This window comes from Mycobacterium sp. NGS69 (assembly GCF_059812165.1).
The window spans coordinates 386394-403778 of the sequence record NZ_JCALCD010000007.1 but is presented as its reverse complement, the minus strand read 5'-3'; the positions used below and the strand labels follow the sequence as shown (position 1 = coordinate 403778).

Sequence of the window (17385 nt, the reverse complement as noted above, 5' to 3'; positions counted from 1 at the left end):
GGCGGGGCAGTGAGAATCGCGATCACGGGGGCCAGCGGCGTGCTCGGCCGCGGCCTCGCCGCCCGGTTGCTCGGCCAGGGCCACGAGGTTGCCGGTATCGCGCGACACCGACCCGAAAGCTGGCCGACCGCAGCCGAATTCGTCGCGGCGGACATCCGGGATGCGGGAGCGGTGAGCCGTGCCCTCGCCGGCGCCGACGTCGTCGCGCACTGCGCATGGACACGCGGCAGCGAGCAGGTCAACGTCGGGGGAACGCTCAACGTCCTCGAGGCGATGGCCGAAACAGGTACCCGGCGCATCGTTTTCCCGTCGTCGGCACAGGTCTACGGCGGGGGAGAAGCCCCGAAAACCGAGCACGACGCGAGAACTCCGGTCAGCGCCGACGGCCGGCACCAGGCCCGCGTCGAGCAGATGCTTGAGGATTCAGGCCTGGAATGGGTCGCCATCCGCTCCGCGCTGATTCTCGGCCGCGGTGTCGACAACTGGGTGCGCCGGCTGTTGGCAGCACCGGCGTTTCCCGGACGGGCGGCCGATCGTCGCCTGCAGGTGGTCCACCTCGACGACGCGCTCCGGCTGTTCGACCGGGCGATCGTGGACACCGAAATCGGTAGCGGCCCCGTTAATCTCGCCGCCCCGGGCGAGCTGACCTTGCGGCGCGTGGCCGCCGCGCTGGGACGCCCGATCGTGCCGTTGGGCATACGACCGGCCGAACTGCGGGTGGTGCAGGACGCCCCGTTCATGGATACCGCGCGGTTGCGCGACCAATGGGAATTCCGGCCGGCATGGAACTCCGGCGAATGTGTCGAGGATTTCGCCGTCGCGGTACGCGGCCGGGTCACGGTGGGCAAGCGGGTGTTATCGCTGCCCTGGCGGATGACCAGCATTCCAGACCTGCCCGCCGTCGACGCGCCCAGCGAGGACGGCGTGAAACCCGATTGGGCCGGCCCGGCGGGGGATAACGGTGAGTTCGACACCCCGATCGACCCGCGCTTTCCCACTTTTCTGGCCACCAACTTGTCGGAGGCACTGCCCGGGCCCTTCTCTCCGGCGTCGGCCTCGGTCACGGTGCGCGGGCTGCGCGCCGGCGGCGTGGCGATCGCCGAGCGGCTGCGGCCCGGGGGCATCATCCAGCGCGAAATCGCGATGCGCACGGTCGCGGTGTTCGCCAACCGGCTCTACGGCGCCATCACCTCGGCGCATTTCATGGCCGAAACGGTGCCCTTCGCCAAGCCCGCGACGATCGTCAGCAACAGTGGGTTCTTCGGCCCCAGCATGGCGTCGCTGCCGATCTTCGGTGCGGAGCGTCCACGCTCCGAAACCGGCCGTCTCCGAAGGCAACTGCGGACCGTTCGCAACATCGGGGTGTTCGGCGTCAACCTGCTCGGCCTGTCCGCCGGGTCGGCCGCCGACACCGACGAGTTCGTTGCCGATGTCGATCGCCTGGAACGCCTGGCCGACGGCGACATCGCCCGGCTCGACGATCGCCGGCTGCTGAGCCTGATCGCGCTGGCGCGCGACGATGTGGTGCACGGCTGGGTGCTGGCCTCGGCGTCGTTCATGCTGTGCGCCGCGTTCAACGTGTTGTTGCGCGGTTTGTGCGGGCGAGACACCACCGCGCCTGCGGGTCCGGAATTGGTCAGTGCGCGATCGGTCGAGGCGATGCAACGGTTGGTGCTCGCCGCACAGCGCGACCCCAAAGTGGCGGCGCTGCTGGCCGAGCCGGGGGAGCGGCTGGGCAAGCTGGCCGTCGAGGCGCCGGAGTTTCACGCCGCGGTGCTGGCCGAGCTGGCGCTGATTGGGCATCGCGGCCCGGCTGAGCTCGAGATGCTGTCGACCAGCTACGCCGACGATCCCGAGTTGCTCGTCCGCATGGTGGCCAGGGCGATGAGCGCGGCTCCCACACCGCAGCCAGCGCCCGCCCGGATTCCGCTGCGGGCCAAGTCGATCGCGCGTCTGGCGGGACACCAACTTCGCGATCGCGAAGTCCGTCGCGACAAAGTGGTGCGGGCCAACTGGGTGCTGCGCAACCTGATGCGCGAGTACGGGCGCCGGTTGGTCGCCACCGGAATTCTGCAGACCGCCGACGATGTGTTCTATCTGCTGGTCGACGAACTTGACGCGCTGCCGCCGGATGTCGGGGACCTGGTGGCGCGGCGTCGAGCCGAACGACGCAGGCTGGCCGCCGTCGTTCCGCCGACGGTGTTCAGCGGCAGCTGGCAGCCAACCACGGCGGCGCCGGAGACGCTGGCCGGCGGGGACACCCTGCGCGGCGTCGGGGTCTGCGGGGGGCGGGTCCGTGGGCGGGTGCGGATCGTGCGGCCCGAGACGATCGACGACCTGCAGCCCGGCGAGATCCTCGTCGCCGAGGTCACCGACGTCGGCTACACCGCCGCCTTCTGCTACGCCGCGGCCGTGGTGACCGAACTCGGTGGTCCCATGTCACACGCCGCCGTGGTGGCGCGCGAGTTCGGGTTCCCTTGTGTGGTGGACGTTCAGGGAGCCACCAAATCGTTGCCGGCGGGCGCCCTCATCGAGGTCGACGGCAGCACGGGGGAAATCCGCGTGCTGGACGCGCGCCCCGAAGAGGCCTAGTCGCCTTCCCGACCCTCCAGGGTTGACAAAGGTTCTGAACACGGCACGATCAGTCATCACCCCTCGTCGGAAGGATCGGACTAATCGTGCGCAGAGTGATTCAATTCTCGACCGGCAACGTGGGCCGGCATTCGTTGAAAGCGATCGTCGGCCGACCGGATCTGGAACTCGTCGGCGTGCACGCCGCCGGCGCAGAGAAGATCGGCCGGGATGCTGCGGAGCTTTGCGGATCGCACGAACCGACCGGCGTCATCGCGACCGACGACATCGACGCCCTCGTCGCCCTCGGCGCCGACTGCGTGGTGTACACGGCGCAAGGAGAGACCCGGCCCATGCAGGCCATCGAACAGATGGCCAAGTTTCTCGCCGCGGGCATCAACGTCGTCGGCACCTCGATGGTCTGGCTCGTCGCACCCCACCACGCCGACGACTGGTTGCGGGTGCCGCTGGAGCGCGCCTGTGCGGCCGGCAATTCCTCGCTCTACGTCAACGGCATCGACCCGGGCTTCTCCGGCGATACATTGGTCCATTCCGCGGTCAGCCTCACCACCCGCGCCTCATCGATCACCGTGCAGGAGATTTTCGACTACGGAAACTACGACGACGCCGAGTTCACTGGGGCTGCAATGGGTTTCGGAACAACCGCGGACGACGAGCCGGCGATGATGTTCCTGCCCGGGGTGATCGTGTCGATGTGGGGCGGTCAGGTACGGAGCCTTGCGGACAACCTCGACATCAAACTCGACGACGTTCGGCAGCGCTTCGAACCCTGGTACACGCCGGAGCGCATCGACTGCACGATGATGACGGTGGAACCGGGTCAGATGGCCGCGGTTCGCTTTGCCACCGAGGGCGTTCTCGACGGCAAACCGGTGATCACCCTCGAGCACGTGACCAGGCTTACCCCCGCCGCGGCGCCCGATTGGGAGTTCCCGCCCGAGGGACATACCGGCGTGCACCGCGTCGTCGTGGAAGGCGAACCGCGGGTGGAGATCAACACCCACGTGTCCCACCCGCTTTTCGACTCCACCGATGCCGGCTGCATCTCGACGGCGGCTCGGGCCGTCAACGCGATCGATTGGGTGTGCCGCGCGCCTCAGGGACTCGTCGCCGTGGAAGACATCCCGCTGCCCGCGACGATGCGCGGCGTGATGTGGAACGACCCCGGGCCGACCGGCAGCTGATCCGCTTAGATGCGCCAGCTACCGGGCTCCGAGATGCGCAGGGCGGCCCCGGCAGGTAGGGGCTTTGGCTCGGTGGTAGATATCGCGCCGAGGATCAGGGCCACGTAGCGGCGCCAGCCGTCGCTGTCCGGGTCCATCGTCGGCAGCACCGCATAGAGCATCGCGATCAGGCGCGGAAGGTCCTCGGCAACCAGATCGGCGCGAACCAGCCCGGCCCGCTGACCGCGGCGAGCGAGCTCGTAGAGCGCTTGGTTCAGCGAGTCCGAAATGTCGGGGGTGAGCGACCCGGCCCGGTGCGCGGCGGTCAGCAGGTGGCGTTCGCGGGCGCCGAGTCCGATTGCCGCTTCGATCAATTGGGTCAGGCCCTGCAGCGGGTCTTCCGCGCGCCGAGCGTCCTCGATCGCCGGCGTGAGGTCCTCCGCGACGCATTGATCCAGGGCCGCTTGCAGCAGGTCGGCCTTAGCCGGGAACCTGCGGTAGAGCGTTCGTTCGCCGACCCCAGCGCGACGGGCGACGGCTTCCATGGGCGCGTCGGGCCCCAGTTCGCCGTAGACGGCCCGCGCGGCGCGCAGGATGCGCCCAACGTTGCGGGCGGCGTCCGCCCGCAACGGCCGGTCCTCGACCGCGGTCATCTGCACAGCCTAACTGACGGTTGACTGCCAACTACCTGGGTTCTACGCTCCATATAACTGGCAGATAACTGACACTTAGGGCGGAACCGCTGATATGTCAATGATTTCCGAGACGGACCTTCCCGTCATCCCGGCCCGGCGTGCTGCCCATTGCCCACTCGCGCCGCCACCCGAGTTCACCGAGTGGCGCAACGAGCCGGGGCTGCGTCGGGCGATCTACCACGGCCAGCCGGCCTGGGTGGTCAGCCGCTACCGCGACATCAGGGCCGCGTTGCTCGATCCGCGCCTGTCCGCGGACACGATTCCGGCGGCGATGAAGCCGGCGAGCCCGGACAACACCGTCCCGGTGATGTTCGCGCGGGTCGACGACCCGGAGCATCATCGGTTGCGGCGCATGCTGACCGGTGATTTCACCTTTCGGCGCTGCGAGAGGATGCGACCGCAGATTCAGGAACTGGTTGACCAACACCTCGACGAGATGATCGGCAAGGGCCAGCCCGCCGACCTGGTGCGTGACTTCGGCCTGCCGGTGCCCTCACTGGTGATAGCGCTGCTGCTGGGTGTGCCATCCGAGGACCTGGGGTTTTTTCAGCACCATTCCACGCTTGGGCTGGAGTGGACGACGACCGACGAGCAGCGGGCGGAATCCTTCGGGGCGATGTACGCCTACATCCAGGAACTAGTGGATCGCAGGGCGGACGATCCCAGCGATGACCTCATCGGCCGCCTGGTTACCAACTACGTCGCGACCGGCCAACTGACCCGCGAGACCGCGGCGATGACCGGTGCGGTCATGATGCTGGCCGGCCACGAAACCAGCGCCAACATGATTTCGCTGGGAACGGTTGCGCTGCTTGAGCATCCCGACGTCTTCGAGCGGCTCGGTGAGACCGACGATCGTGCCGTTGTCGCGAACATCGTCGAAGAGCTCATGCGCTATCTCAGCATCGTGCACAGCCAGGTGGACAGGGTGGCGACCGAAGACATGACCCTCGGCGGTCAGTCGATCCGCGCCGGAGACATGGTCTTGATGAACCTGCCCGCGGGAAATTGGGATAGCGATTTCGTCGGGAACCCCGAGACATTCGACGCCGATCGGAATACCCGCGGACACATCGGATTTGGCTACGGCGCGCATCAATGCATCGGGCAAAACCTTGCCCGCGTCGAAATGCAGGTCGCGTTCGCCACGCTGGCGCAGCGCCTACCCGGGCTGAAGTTGGCGGTACCCCCGAATGAGCTGAAGTTCAAGGAGGCCGACATCTACGGGATGAAAGAACTTCCGGTCAGTTGGTGACCAACGAGCTGCGGTTCGACGAGCAGGTCGCCGTGATCACGGGCGCCGGCGGCGGCCTGGGCAGGCAGTACGCGCTGCTGCTCGCATCCCGCGGCACGCGCGTCGTCGTCAATGACATCGGGGGGTCGGTAACCGGGGATGGCGCCGACGGCAACGCGGCACACGCCGTCGTCGACGAGATCCGCCGGCGGGGTGGCGAGGCCGTCGCCGATTCCCACAGCGTGACGACTCCCGAAGGCGGAGAGGCGATTATCGACAGCGCCTTGCGCGCGTGGGGGCGGGTGGACATCGTGATCAACAACGCCGGGATCGTCGGCGACGCGCCGTTCGCCGAGATGACCGCCGACCGGCTCGAACCGCTCATCGACGTGCACCTGAACGGCGCGTTCCACGTGACGCGACCCGCGTGGGCAGTCATGCGCGAACGGCGCTACGGCCGGATCCTGAACACCTGCTCGGCGGCCGGAATCCTTGGCGCCGAACGCATGAGCAACTACGGCGCGGCGAAGACCGGCCTGATCGGATTCACCCGAGTGCTGGCCGCCGAAGGGGCGGCCTACGACATCAAGGTCAACGCCATCGCACCGATCGCCTACACCCGGATGCTGGCGCGCGAAGTCGAGCACGCGACCGGACAGCAGGACGACCAGGCGGCACAGGCGGTGTTGGATGACCTTGTGGGCCAATACCTTCAGAAGCTCGACCCGGCCCTGGTGGCTCCGGTGGCGGCATTCCTGGCGCACCGCGAGTGCCCGGTTTCCGGCGAGATCTACACGGTCGGCGGCGGGCACGTCGCCCGCTTCTTCATCGGCAGGACAAAGGGTTTCCACCGGCCCGCACTGTCCGCCGAGGACGTGCGCGATCACCTCGACGAGATTCGGGACGAGGCGGGCTATACCGTTCCGGGCGGGCCGGCCGACGAGATGACGGAGTTGTTCGCGACCATCGCGGGCCGGCCGGGCTGACGCTCGGCGCTACCTGCGGACCAGGCGCCCTGCCGCCGAGCGTGCAATGCACGACGTTTCCTCGGCGTGTCGCGTCGCGAAATGCACACTCGCGCTGAGGTCAGCGGGCATAAAGCCGTCACCGGGACTTGAAGGTGGCGCGCCAGATCAGGAAACCGATGCCCACGGCGGCGCCCAGCACTACCGCGGCCAACACGGTCTGGAACGCATCGATCGCGATCCAGCTGGGCTCATAGGAGCCGGTGGCGCCCACGCATTCGAAGCTCACGCTGGTCCCCGACTGCCCGGGTTTGTAGCTGTAGCCGGTGGTGTCGTACGCCAGCTGGGATCCGCGGTCGCAGACGAAGGGGCTCGTCCACAGCGCGCTCGACGGCATCAGTGCGGTCAGGGAGGCGGCGGCGCCGACGCAGAGGCCGAGGGTCCCGAGGATCGCGCCGATGCGGTCGGGCCACCCGCGCAGGCCCAACGGCCGCCGGCGGCCCTGCGCCGCTTGGCGCCTCGAGCCGACCTGTTGCGAAAACCCGGGCGGCGGTCCAATGAAGGCCGGCGCGCTGTATTCCGGTGCGGTGCCCTGCCCGGAATAGACCACCGAGTGCCCGACCTTGAACGTCGCCTTGCCGTGTTTGAAGATGTTGTCGATCTGTTCCTGCGACAGGCCGGCCTGGGCCGCGGCTTGCATGAATGCCGCGCGATGCTGAGCCATCTCGGGCCCGGAAGGCCCGCCGGGGCCCGCCGGCCCACCGGAGCGCAAACCCTCCCACAACGACTCCGCGTACTGGCGGGCGCGGTCGTCGGCACCCTGGCCCGCACCCGCCTGCACGGTGAAGAACGACGGCGACGGCCCCTCGACGCGGTTCGGCTCAGCGGCCGCCTTGGCCTCGGCCAGTTGACGTTCCAGCTCAGCGATGCGGGTTTGCTCCGCGAGCTGACGCTCCAGGTCAGCGATGCGCTGTTCGGGATCGTCGGAGTCCATCGGCAAATGGTCCCACGCCAAAACGGCGGGTGCAGCAAATTTTGGACGCCATTCAGCAGCCGAACGCGGCGCCGACCCCGTCCGGCGGTGGCACCGACTTCAGGCAACCGAACGGCTGGATGCCGGCGGCGGCGAACCGCACCGCCGACTGATGGGCGTAGTTCACGCAGAGCAGGCCCGAATCGTCGGCGCGGCAGCGGTAGTCGCCGAATGACAACGAATCCCCGTTCGCCAGTTCGGGCCCGTTGCCGTTGAGGAACGGACCCGGATCCGCGCGCGCCGACCCGACCTGGAGGGTCGTTCCGTCGAAGTCCACCCAGCCGCCCTTCCAATCGCCGTAGGCCGTGTCCGGGCGGGGCGGGGGATTGGTCAGGACGACCAGACACGCCAGTGCGGCGCCGGTGTGCTTGGAATCGGTCATGCACGACACTTTGCCCGCCTGGACGGTCAGGGCGACGTCGTTGCCGAGCGGCGTGGTGGCGCCTTCGCGGACCGCGCTGTGGTAGCGGCCGGGATCGGCGGGGTGAGCTGCCTCGATCCAGGCGATGACGTCGGAGATCGCGGCTCCGGGCCCGGGGGCTCCGGACGGTCCCGGGGGTTTGCTGCCGGACGGTCCGGCCGACGTGGTCCCCGAAGCCCCTGTCGTCGGCGCCGTGGTGGTCTGCGGCTGCCCCGAGTTGCCGCCGAGATGCGAGCATCCGGCGACCAGCAATGGCACGGCGACCAGCGCGGCGATCCGCATCCCGCCAGGCTATCCGCCACGCCCAGCGATTCGCTCGCTACCCGCGCACTACCCCCGGAGTGTCGGCTACCGTCACTGGTATGCATGAGCGCACCGTTCGCGCCCGCACCACCGCCGGCATCGTCGAAGGGTTCACCCGCGACGGCGTAAACCGGTGGCGGTCCATCCCTTACGCCCGCCCGCCGGTGGGCGGACTGCGATTCCGGGCGCCGCAGCCGCCGCCGCCGTGGTCGGGCGTGCGGCACTGCCACGGCTTCGGCAACTGCGCGCCGCAGCAGCGCCGCTACACCATGCTCGGCGTCGGCCGCTATCAGCCGATGAGCGAGGACTGCCTCACCCTCAACGTCGTCACGCCCGAGGTCGCGGCGGACGAGCCGCTGCCGGTGATGGTGTTCATCCACGGCGGCGGCTACATCATGGGCAGCTCGGCCACACCGCTGTACGACGGCGCCGCGCTGGCGCGCCGCGGTTGCGTGTACGTGTCGGTCAACTATCGCCTGGGCGCGCTGGGGTGCCTCGACCTGTCGTCGCTGTCGACGCGCGACACGAAAATCGACAGCAACCTGTACCTGCGCGACCTGGTGATGGCGCTGCAGTGGGTCCAGGACAACATCGCCGAATTCGGCGGCGACCCCGGCAATGTCACAATCTTCGGCGAGAGCGCGGGCGCCTGCATCACCTCCACGTTGCTGGCCGTGCCCGCCGCCGAAGGCCTTTTTGCGCAGGCGATCTCGGAAAGCCCGGCGTCAGGGTTGGTGCGGTCGCGGGAGATCGCCGTCGAGTTCGCGAAGCGCTTCGCCGGACTGCTCGGAGTCCGCCCGCAAGACGGGACGCACGCGTTGCTGCGGGCGTCGGCGGCGCAACTGGTGGAAACCCAGCACCGGCTGATCGACCAGGGCATGGAGAACCGACTGGGCGCCTTCCCGATCGGTCCCGTCGTCGGCGACGACGTCCTGCCCGTCGACCCCGTCGAGGCGATGCGGTCCGGCCGGGCGCACAAGGTGCCGCTCATCGTGGGCACCAACGCCGAGGAGGGGCGCCTGTTCACCCGCTTCCTCAAGATGTTGCCGACGAACGAATCGATGATCGAAGAGCTGCTCGCCGACACGGAACCGGCTGCCCGCGAGCGCATCACCGCCGCCTACCCCGACTACCCGGCGCCGTCGGCGTGCATTCAGCTCGGCGGCGACTTCGCGTTCAGCTCGGCGGCCTGGCAGATCGCCGAGGCCCACGGCAACCACGCGCCCACCTACCTCTACCGCTACGACTACGCCCCGCGGACGCTGCGCTGGTCGGGCCTGGGCGCCACGCACGCCACCGAGCTGCTGGCCGTGTTCGACGTCTATCGCACCCGGTTCGGTGCCCTGCTGACCGCCGCCGCCGACCGGCGCGCGGCGCTGCGGGTCAGCAACCACGTGCAGCGGCGGTGGCGTTCCTTCAGTCGCACGGGGTCGCCGGGCGACGACTGGCCCGTCTACACCCGCGCCGACCGCGCCGTGATGGTGTTCGACCGCAAGAGCCGGATCGAGTTCGATCCGCATCCGCACCGCCGGATCGCCTGGGACGGCTTCTCACTTGCGCAGTGACCTGGCACGCTAGACCCTCATGCACGCCGACACCGAGCAAGTCATCGACCGACCCGATAACCTCACCGCCTCCTGGCTGGCCGCCGCGATCGGCTCCGGACCCATTGCCGACTTCGCCGTGGAGCGCATCGGCACCGGACAGATGAGCGAGTGCTACCGCGTCCGGCTCACCTATGTCGATTCGGAAGCCGGGGGGCCGGAGTCGGTGGTGCTCAAGGTCGCGGCCTCCGATCCGGTGAGCCGGCAGACGGGCTCGGCCCTGGGCCTCTACGAGCGCGAAGTCCGCTTCTACGGCGACATCGCGCCGCGCCTGGGCGGCCCGATCGCGCCGTGCTACCACGCGGCCGTCGACACCGCCACGGGCGTGTTCGATCTGCTGCTCGGCGACGCCGGGCCAGCCGTCGTGGGCGACGAAATCGCCGGTGCCACACCGGAACAGGCCCGCATCGGCGTCGTCGAATTGGGGCGGCTGCACGGCCCGCTGCTGGGGGACCCGTCGCTGGCCGACGCGCCGTGGCTCAACCGCGAAACGCCGCTCAACCAGGCGATGATCGCGTCGCTGTACGCCGGCTTCGTCGACCGGTATGGCGACCAGATCGCGCCCGAGCACCGCGTCGTGTGCGAGCGCCTGGTCGCCGCGTTCGACGGTTACATCGCGGCCGAGTCGGAGCCGGGCCGGATCCGCGGGCTGGTGCACGGCGACTACCGGCTGGACAACATGCTGTTCGGCACCGAAGGGGCCGACCGCGCGCTGACCGTGGTCGATTGGCAGACGGTTTCCTGGGGTCCGGCGTTCACGGACCTGGCGTACTTCCTCGGCTGCGCGCTGCGCGGGCAGGACCGGCGGGACCATTACGACGAATTCCTGCGCGCCTACCACGACGCGCTGGGCCCGGAGGCCCCGGTCAGCCTGGCCGAGGTCGGCGAAGGTGTCCGGCGCCAAAGCTTTTTCGGCGTGATGATGGCGATCATCTCCTCGATGCTGGTGGAGCGCACCGACCGCGGCGACCGGATGTTCATGACGATGCTGCAACGCAACTGCGAACACGTGCTCGACACCGACGCGCTGGCCACGCTGCCCGCCGCGACAAAGCCGGAGCCGCTGCGGCCGTCGGACGACGACGAACTCGCCCACGTTCCGACGGATGAGCCGTTGTGGAGCGAGAGCTGGTACGCCGACTTCGCCGATCCGGCACAGGGATTGGGCGGCTGGTTTCGCCTCGGCCTGATCGCCAACCAGCAGCACGCTCTGGTGCACGTTCTGCTGTGCGGCCCCGACATGGCGACCGTCGCCGTCGACGCCGAGATCCCGCTGCCGGCGGACCCGTGGCTGTTGCGCACCGACGCCTTCGAGCTGGGCCACGCCGCCGGCGCCCCGCTGCAGGCCTATCGGGTCGACGTGCGCGCGCAGGCCCGCGCCTACCCCGACCCGTCGGCCTTGTTGCGTGGCGAGCCGGGCGCTCCCGTCGAGATGGCGATGAACTTGGTGTGGGCCACCGACGGCGCCCCGTACAAGTACCGGGTGACGACGCGCTACGAAATCCCTTGCACCGTCTCCGGAACCGTCACGATCGGCGACACCACCTACCGTGTCGATTCGGTTCCCGGGCAGCGCGACCACTCGTGGGGGGTGCGCGACTGGTGGAGCATGGACTGGATCTGGAGCGCGCTGCACCTCGACGACGGCACCCACCTGCACGGCGTGAACATCCGCATCCCGGGCGCGCCGACCTTCAGCATCGGCTACGTTCAGGACGCCGCTGGCGGTGTCACCGAACTGGACACCGTCGCGTCGCGGGAATCGTTCGGCGACAACGGGTTACCGCTGAAGGCGACCGTGGACCTCAACCCCGGTGACATCACCGCGGACATCGCGGTGCGCGGCCACGCCCCGGTCCGCATGGTCGCCAAGGACGGGCGCGTGAGCCAATTCCCGCGCGCGTGGGTCAGCGTCAAAACCGCGGACGGCCGCAGCGGTGTCGGTTGGGTGGAATGGAACCGCAACCTCGCCGAATAGCGGCCGGGCCACCCGTCGTGGTGATGGGCGTCTCGGGATCGGGCAAGTCGACGGTGGGCATGGCGCTGGCGCGACGGTTGGCGGTGCCGTTCGTGGACGCCGACACCCTGCACCCGCCGGCGAACATCGCCAAGATGACCGCCGGCGAACCGCTCGACGACGACGATCGCCACCCCTGGCTCGACCGGGTCGGCGAGTGGTTGGCCAGCCACCGCGACGGGGCCGTGGCGAGTTGTTCGGCGCTCAAACGCAGATATCGCGATCAGTTGCGCGCCCACTGCCCCGAGGTCGAGTTCCTGCATCTGGCCGGTTCACCGGAACTGATCGGCGGCCGGCTGGCCGGGCGGTCGGGCCATTTCATGCCGGCCGCGTTGCTGCGATCCCAGTTCGACGCGTTGGAGCCCCTCGGGGCCGACGAGGCGGGCGTGACCGTGGACGCCGGCCAACGAGTCGACGCGATCGTCGACGCCTTCGTGGCCGGTGGCTGACCCGTGTACGCGGTCGCGGTCGGGCTCGTCGTGGCGCTGCACTTCGCCTTCATCGGCTACGTCGTCATCGGCGGTTTCCTAGCCCTGCGCTGGCGGCGCACCATCTGGCTGCACGTGCCGGCGGTGATCTGGGGCGCGGCCATCGCCACGAAACGGACGGACTGCCCGTTGACGTGGGTGGAACGCTGGGCCCGCCACCTGGCCGGCATGCCGCCGCTGCCGCCCGACGGATTCATCGCCCACTACGTCACCGGCACGCTCTATCCCGCCGGCTGGCTGACGGGTGTGCAGCTCACCGCGTTCGCGCTGGTCGTGCTGTCGTGGGCGCTCTACGTTCGCCGCCGGGCCGCGGCGCGCCGCGACGTGTAGCATTATGCTACAGTCTGTAACGGAGTGCTGCAGGAGCGGAGGAAGGTCATGGCAGAGGCCCTCGATCGCGTCACGCGCGTTGCCGCCGATCTGATGGACAGCGCGGCGTCCGAGGGCGCCCGCCAGAGCCGGTCGGCCAAGCAGCAACTCGACCACTGGGCGCGGGTCGGGCGCGCGGTATCCAGCCAGCACACCAGCTCGCGGCGGCGGGTGGAAGCGGCGTTGGCTGGCCACCTGGCGACCGGCGAACTCACCGTTGAGGAGGGCGTCGTGTTCAACGCCGAGATCTCGGCCGCCATCGAGGAAAGCCTGGCGCGCACCAACTACGGGGCGGCGCTGGCCGGCCAGGGGATCACCACGGTGGCCCTCAACGACGCCGGCGACATCGTCGAGCACCGACCCGACGGCACCGAGGTGGTGCTTTCGGGCAAGCGCTGACCGCGCGGGACGATGAATCGACTGGACCTGGTCGTCGGGCCGAACGGCGCCGGCAAGTCGACGTTTATCGCGTTCACCCTCTCGCCGCTGTTGCCCAGAAGCTTCGTCGTCAACGCCGACGAGATCGCTCGGCAGCGCTGGCCCGAGGACCCGGCGTCGCACGCGTATGCGGCCGCGGAAATCGCCGCCGACACGCGCGCCAAGTTGATCGAGCTGGGCCGGTCTTTCATTGCGGAGACGGTCTTTTCGCATCCCTCGAAGCTGGACCTGATCCGCCGCGCGCGCTGCGAGGGCTTCACCGTCGTCCTGCACGCGCTGCTTGTCCCGGAAGACCTTGCCGTCGAGCGGGTTAGGCACCGTGTGCTGGCCGGCGGCCACCACGTGCCCGAGGACAAAATCCGTCAGCGGCACCGCCGCTTGGGTGCGCTCGCCGCAGACGCCGTCGCCCTATCCGACATCGCGACCGTCTACGACAACAGTCGCCTCCGCGGGCCGCGCATCGTTGCCCAACTGAGCGGCGGTGAGCTGGTCGGATCGCCCGTCTGGCCGGAATGGGCGCCAGAGGAACTGCCGGCGCGCTGGCCGAGCTGAACGCGATTACCAGGGGCGCCGGCGCCGACGGGTTGGAACGCCGTCGCCCACCCGGTCGCGGGCGGTGTCGGCCAGTTCGCTGCCCCGCGCGGCCGCCGTGTTGGCCAACTCGATGCCGCGCAGGCGCGCGATCTCGGCGAGCTCCACGCCGCGGTCTCGCGCCGTGTCGGCGAGTTCCTCGCCGCGTTTGCGCGCCTTCTTGGCCAGTGGGGCGCCCTTTTCCGCGGCGGTGCTGGCGAGTTCGCGGCCGCGTTCGAGGGCGGCCTCGGCGTAGGGGGCGCCCCTTTCGGCGGCGGTGCTGGCGAGTTCGCGGCCGCGTTCGAGGGCGGCCTCGGCGTAGGGGGCGCCCCTTTCGGCGGCGGTGCTGGCCAGTTCCCGCCCGCGTTCGGCGCCGACCTGCAGGCCGTGCACGATCTTCTCCCCGAGCTCGGTCAGTTCGCCGTCGTCAGATCCGGGCAGCGCCGACGACACCCGCTCGGAGAGCCGTTCCGCGGCCCGGCGTCCCCGCCAGCCCAACGACGGCTTGCCGGCCGTGTCGGCGGACGCGATCATCAGTCCGCCCACCAGGCTGAGGTCGGTCAGAAAGTCCTTGCGCTTCTGGGCTTTCAGCTGCGGGTCGCTCTCGCTCCAGAACATGTGCGCGCCGAGGTTGGCCGGTAGCACCGTGAAGGCGAGCGCCGCCGAGGCGACGCGCGGCGCCTTGCCGATGGCGAGCAGCAAGCCGCCGCCGATCTGGACGGCCGCATTGATCTGAGCGAACGTCTGGGGGTCGCTGGGAATGCTGCTCCCCACCGGATCCGGCAGGGCGCGAAGACCGTCGACCGCCGGCGCCGCGGCTTCGGCCGCCGGCTTGGGATTGAGCAGCGAGTCGATTCCCTGTCCGATGAACACCGCCGACAGCAGGGGCCTCGCGATTCTGCGGATCAACATGGCAGCTGGGTTACCCGGCCGCCCGGCACGCAAACCGCCGGGGCCATCGCCCCTGCTCGCCGCGCCGGCCACGGGCCCGGCGATATGGTGGAGCGCGTGCGGGCGTTGATCGTCGTCGACGTGCAAAACGACTTCTGCGAGGGCGGCTCGCTGGCGGTGAATGGCGGTGCGGCGCTGGCTTCCGCCATCTCCGATTATCTCGCCGGCAACCCCGGTTACGACCACGTCGTCGCGACCGCAGACTTCCACGTCGACCCAGGCGTGCACTTCTCCGAGCACCCCGACTACCGGTCGACCTGGCCCCCGCACTGCGTCGCGGACAGCCGCGGCGCGGATTTTCACCCCGGCCTCGACACCGGCCGCATCGAGGCGGTGTTCCGCAAGGGCGACTACGCCGCGGCGTACAGCGGCTTCGAGGGCGCCGACGCCGACGGGACCCCGCTGCTCGAGTGGCTGCGCCGGCGCGGCGTCGACGAGGTCGACGTGGTCGGCATCGCCACCGACCACTGCGTGCGGCGGACCGCCGAGGACGCGGCGAGGGCAGGCCTGACCACCCGGGTGCTGGTGGACCTGACCGCGGCCGTGGCGGCGGATTCGGCCGCCGAAGCGTTGGCCGAGATGCGAAGCCTCGGCATCGAGCTGGTCGGCGGCCCGTGATGGTGGTGCCCCTGGATCGCGACCGCCTGCTCGCCGCAGTGGAGCGCTCGCCGCAGGCCGCCGCGGCGCACGACCGCGCCGGATGGGTGGGGCTGTTCACCGGCGACGGACGGATCGAAGACCCGGTGGGATCGCGCCCGCACGTCGGGCATTCGCAGATCGGCCGCTTCTACGACACCTTCATCGGGCCCCGCGACATCAAGTTCCACCGCGACGTCGACATCGTCGTCGGCACCGCCGTGCTGCGCGACCTCGAGCTCGAGGTGTCGATGGGCTCGAGCGTGACGATGTACATACCCGCCGTCCTGCGTTACGACCTCCGAGAAGACAACGGCCGCTGGAAGATCGCCCATTTGCGGGCCTATTGGGAGCTGCCCGCCATGATGCTGCAGTTCCTGCGGGCCGGGACGCGGGCGGCGTCGCCGGCCGTGCAACTGTCGCGCGACTTGCTGGCCAATCAGGGATTCCGGGGGACCACCGGCTTCCTGGCCGGATTTCGGCGCGTCGGTGCGCGGCGCAAGCGTGTCGCGGAGGCCTTCCTCGGCGCTGTCGCCCGGAAAGAGACATCCGCCGCCCTGCGCTCACTATCGCCAACGGCCGCAATAACTTTGGGCGACAACGACCGGCTCGATGTCGCCGAACTCGTCGAACAGCTCGACGGCGCCGGCTGGGCCAAGGTGATCGGCGCGGGGACCACCGTCGCGGTTTCGGTCAGCTCGGTTCACGGGCGCGGCATCGTGCTGGTCGACGTGGCCTGGCCGGGAAACGCGATCGACCGGATCCGGTACTTCCCCGCCTGAGGGCACCAATTGTTCCCGGCGGGGACAAGTTAGCCAGTGCCGGATGTTTCTATGTCTTGTCAGGCAAGTGATACTGCCGTAGAAATAGCTGTCACTGAATGGAGGCGGGCGATGGGTGTGCTGCGGATCTTCGGAGTGGGCGTGGCGTTCACCGCCGTCCTGACGGTGGGAACGGCCTGCACCGTGACCACGACGTCGTCTTCCTCGTCGAGCTCATCCAAGCCGGCGTCGTCCACCACGACGCCGTCGAGTTCGGCGACATCGACCACCACGTCCAGTGCGCCGCCGTCCGGCGTTGCACCGCTGGGCGACTACACCTACCTGCTGTTGCAGGCGAGCGACATCGGGCCCGACACCGCGACCACGGCGCCGCCCGTGCAGAACCCCGGCGGCATCGCCGGAGCCGGCGTGACGTACGCCAACCCTGATCGGACGCGGAGCATCGACGACCTCGTCGTGGTCTTCACCGACCCGGAGACCGCCGCACAGCAGGCCAAAGAGCGCGCGTCGTCGTACGGCAAATACGTCACCGGCACCCCCCAGCCGTTCGAGGTCGGGACTAACGGCCTGATCGCGGTGGGGACGTCGCCCGACAACTCCAAATCGGTGACGTATGTGACGTTCGCCGAGGGAAGGGTGGGCGTCGACCTGGAATTCGACAGCGCGCCGAACGATCCCGCCCCGCGCGAGGTCGTGCTGGACATGGCCCGCAAACAGGACCAGCTCGTCAAGGACCGGTTGCCCGCCTAGCAGGGTTCAGCGCGCGACCGTCAACGCCAGTGTGGCCGCCGACAGGCACAGGTAGGCGCCGGGAAACGCGATGTTGTAAAAGACGCGTGCCCGCAGGTGAATGACCACCGCGCCGACGAAGAACATCACCAGGCCGGCGGCGGCCGCAATTCCCAACGCGCGCAAGCCCACCAGCCCGACAACCAGTCCGGCGGCCCCGGCCAGCTTCACCGCCGCCAGTGGCGCCAACCACGAGCGCGGTACCCCCACCTCGGCCGAGTTCGCCAGGACGAATCCAGCGGGGATCAGGTCGGCCACGGCTACGGCGGCGGTGACGACGGCGGTTGTCAGCGTGACGGCGATGTAGGCGGCATGCATTTTCGTCAATCCCTTGT

18 protein-coding genes are annotated in these 17385 nt (G+C 69.4%); 13 read left to right on the top strand and 5 right to left on the bottom strand.

Annotated features, from left to right (window positions below; all coding sequences use genetic code 11):
• Nucleotides 1–9: 9 nt before the first annotated feature.
• Nucleotides 10–2592, top strand: coding sequence for a sugar epimerase family protein (locus AC5Y2S_RS22495; RefSeq protein ID WP_499958470.1), 2583 nt, complete (start codon nucleotides 10–12; stop codon nucleotides 2590–2592).
• Nucleotides 2593–2678: 86 nt separating this feature from the next.
• The gene (locus AC5Y2S_RS22490; RefSeq protein WP_499958468.1) at nucleotides 2679–3776 is read left to right on the top strand and encodes an NAD(P)H-dependent amine dehydrogenase family protein; all 1098 of its coding nucleotides are present in this window, start codon (nucleotides 2679–2681) and stop codon (nucleotides 3774–3776) included.
• Between the two features lie 5 nt (nucleotides 3777–3781).
• Here the strand turns inward: AC5Y2S_RS22490 and AC5Y2S_RS22485 are convergent, their stop codons facing one another.
• Nucleotides 3782–4408 carry a TetR/AcrR family transcriptional regulator gene (locus tag AC5Y2S_RS22485; RefSeq protein ID WP_499958467.1) on the bottom strand — a complete coding sequence of 209 codons (627 nt, stop codon included), beginning with the start codon at nucleotides 4406–4408 and terminating at the stop codon, nucleotides 3782–3784.
• Nucleotides 4409–4502: 94 nt separating this feature from the next.
• On the opposite strand from AC5Y2S_RS22485, the gene AC5Y2S_RS22480 reads away from it, so the two are divergent.
• Nucleotides 4503–5705: a cytochrome P450 gene (locus AC5Y2S_RS22480; protein WP_499958466.1), complete on the top strand. Its 1203-nt coding sequence runs from the start codon at nucleotides 4503–4505 to the stop codon at nucleotides 5703–5705.
• Nucleotides 5702–6670, top strand: a complete 969-nt coding sequence (locus AC5Y2S_RS22475) for an SDR family NAD(P)-dependent oxidoreductase (protein ID WP_499958465.1) — start codon at nucleotides 5702–5704, stop codon at nucleotides 6668–6670. The genes AC5Y2S_RS22480 and AC5Y2S_RS22475 overlap by 4 nt, the downstream gene beginning before the upstream one ends.
• Nucleotides 6671–6788: 118 nt before the next feature.
• On the opposite strand, the gene AC5Y2S_RS22470 is transcribed toward AC5Y2S_RS22475, so the two are convergent.
• Together AC5Y2S_RS22470 and AC5Y2S_RS22465 are read right to left on the bottom strand one after the other, a co-directional pair.
• A complete protein-coding gene (locus AC5Y2S_RS22470; protein ID WP_499958464.1) occupies nucleotides 6789–7643 on the bottom strand; it encodes a hypothetical protein in 855 nt (284 codons plus the stop codon).
• Nucleotides 7644–7695: 52 nt separating this feature from the next.
• A complete protein-coding gene (locus AC5Y2S_RS22465; protein ID WP_499958463.1) occupies nucleotides 7696–8385 on the bottom strand; it encodes a hypothetical protein in 690 nt (229 codons plus the stop codon).
• An 80-nt stretch (nucleotides 8386–8465) separates the two neighbouring features.
• Between AC5Y2S_RS22465 and AC5Y2S_RS22460 the strand changes: the two genes are divergently transcribed.
• The 6 genes from AC5Y2S_RS22460 to AC5Y2S_RS22435 are packed head-to-tail and all read left to right on the top strand — an operon-like array spanning nucleotide 8466 to nucleotide 13874.
• A complete protein-coding gene (locus AC5Y2S_RS22460) occupies nucleotides 8466–9971 on the top strand; it encodes a carboxylesterase/lipase family protein (RefSeq protein WP_499958462.1) in 1506 nt (501 codons plus the stop codon).
• A 19-nt stretch (nucleotides 9972–9990) separates the two neighbouring features.
• Complete coding sequence (locus AC5Y2S_RS22455; protein ID WP_499958459.1) at nucleotides 9991–11988, top strand: DUF7064 domain-containing protein; 1998 nt, start codon at nucleotides 9991–9993, stop codon at nucleotides 11986–11988.
• Nucleotides 11964–12476, top strand: a complete 513-nt coding sequence (locus AC5Y2S_RS22450) for a gluconokinase (protein WP_499958454.1) — start codon at nucleotides 11964–11966, stop codon at nucleotides 12474–12476. Before AC5Y2S_RS22455 ends, AC5Y2S_RS22450 begins: the two co-directional genes overlap by 25 nt.
• 3 nt (nucleotides 12477–12479) lie before the next feature.
• A complete protein-coding gene (locus tag AC5Y2S_RS22445) occupies nucleotides 12480–12845 on the top strand; it encodes a DUF2784 domain-containing protein (protein ID WP_499958451.1) in 366 nt (121 codons plus the stop codon).
• A gap of 48 nt (nucleotides 12846–12893) precedes the next feature.
• A complete protein-coding gene (locus tag AC5Y2S_RS22440) occupies nucleotides 12894–13283 on the top strand; it encodes a TA system antitoxin ParD family protein (protein WP_499958449.1) in 390 nt (129 codons plus the stop codon).
• A gap of 12 nt (nucleotides 13284–13295) precedes the next feature.
• Nucleotides 13296–13874, top strand: coding sequence for an ATPase (locus tag AC5Y2S_RS22435; protein WP_499958447.1), 579 nt, complete (start codon nucleotides 13296–13298; stop codon nucleotides 13872–13874).
• A gap of 6 nt (nucleotides 13875–13880) precedes the next feature.
• Here AC5Y2S_RS22435 and AC5Y2S_RS22430 read toward each other — a convergent pair whose 3' ends face one another.
• Entirely contained in the window at nucleotides 13881–14804 is a 924-nt protein-coding gene (locus AC5Y2S_RS22430; protein ID WP_499958446.1) for a DoxX family protein, read from the bottom strand.
• Between the two features lie 96 nt (nucleotides 14805–14900).
• On the opposite strand from AC5Y2S_RS22430, the gene pncA reads away from it, so the two are divergent.
• From pncA to AC5Y2S_RS22415, 3 genes are all read left to right on the top strand, one after another.
• Nucleotides 14901–15461, top strand: coding sequence for a pyrazinamidase PncA (pncA, locus tag AC5Y2S_RS22425; RefSeq protein ID WP_499958445.1), 561 nt, complete (start codon nucleotides 14901–14903; stop codon nucleotides 15459–15461).
• Nucleotides 15461–16261, top strand: coding sequence for a ketosteroid isomerase family protein (locus AC5Y2S_RS22420; RefSeq protein WP_499958444.1), 801 nt, complete (start codon nucleotides 15461–15463; stop codon nucleotides 16259–16261). Before pncA ends, AC5Y2S_RS22420 begins: the two co-directional genes overlap by 1 nt.
• A gap of 111 nt (nucleotides 16262–16372) precedes the next feature.
• Nucleotides 16373–17011, top strand: coding sequence for a hypothetical protein (locus tag AC5Y2S_RS22415; RefSeq protein WP_499958443.1), 639 nt, complete (start codon nucleotides 16373–16375; stop codon nucleotides 17009–17011).
• A 6-nt stretch (nucleotides 17012–17017) separates the two neighbouring features.
• Here the strand turns inward: AC5Y2S_RS22415 and AC5Y2S_RS22410 are convergent, their stop codons facing one another.
• Entirely contained in the window at nucleotides 17018–17368 is a 351-nt protein-coding gene (locus AC5Y2S_RS22410; RefSeq protein ID WP_499958441.1) for a DoxX family protein, read from the bottom strand.
• Between the last annotated feature and the right edge of the window lie 17 nt (nucleotides 17369–17385).

Excerpts from the sequence above, each read along its gene's own strand:
- AC5Y2S_RS22435 (WP_499958447.1), top strand. The coding sequence starts at position 13,296 with ATGAATCGACTGGACCTGGTCGTCGGGCCGAACGGCGCCGGCAAGTCG.
- AC5Y2S_RS22450 (WP_499958454.1), top strand. The coding sequence starts at position 11,964 with ATGGAACCGCAACCTCGCCGAATAGCGGCCGGGCCACCCGTCGTGGTG.
- AC5Y2S_RS22470 (WP_499958464.1), bottom strand. The coding sequence starts at position 7,643 with ATGGACTCCGACGATCCCGAACAGCGCATCGCTGACCTGGAGCGTCAG.
- AC5Y2S_RS22465 (WP_499958463.1), bottom strand. The coding sequence starts at position 8,385 with ATGCGGATCGCCGCGCTGGTCGCCGTGCCATTGCTGGTCGCCGGATGC.
- AC5Y2S_RS22480 (WP_499958466.1), top strand. The coding sequence starts at position 4,503 with ATGTCAATGATTTCCGAGACGGACCTTCCCGTCATCCCGGCCCGGCGT.
- AC5Y2S_RS22440 (WP_499958449.1), top strand. The coding sequence starts at position 12,894 with ATGGCAGAGGCCCTCGATCGCGTCACGCGCGTTGCCGCCGATCTGATG.
- AC5Y2S_RS22410 (WP_499958441.1), bottom strand. The coding sequence starts at position 17,368 with ATGCATGCCGCCTACATCGCCGTCACGCTGACAACCGCCGTCGTCACC.
- AC5Y2S_RS22485 (WP_499958467.1), bottom strand. The coding sequence starts at position 4,408 with ATGACCGCGGTCGAGGACCGGCCGTTGCGGGCGGACGCCGCCCGCAAC.
- AC5Y2S_RS22415 (WP_499958443.1), top strand. The coding sequence starts at position 16,373 with ATGGGTGTGCTGCGGATCTTCGGAGTGGGCGTGGCGTTCACCGCCGTC.
- AC5Y2S_RS22420 (WP_499958444.1), top strand. The coding sequence starts at position 15,461 with ATGGTGGTGCCCCTGGATCGCGACCGCCTGCTCGCCGCAGTGGAGCGC.
- AC5Y2S_RS22455 (WP_499958459.1), top strand. The coding sequence starts at position 9,991 with ATGCACGCCGACACCGAGCAAGTCATCGACCGACCCGATAACCTCACC.
- AC5Y2S_RS22430 (WP_499958446.1), bottom strand. The coding sequence starts at position 14,804 with ATGTTGATCCGCAGAATCGCGAGGCCCCTGCTGTCGGCGGTGTTCATC.
- AC5Y2S_RS22460 (WP_499958462.1), top strand. The coding sequence starts at position 8,466 with ATGCATGAGCGCACCGTTCGCGCCCGCACCACCGCCGGCATCGTCGAA.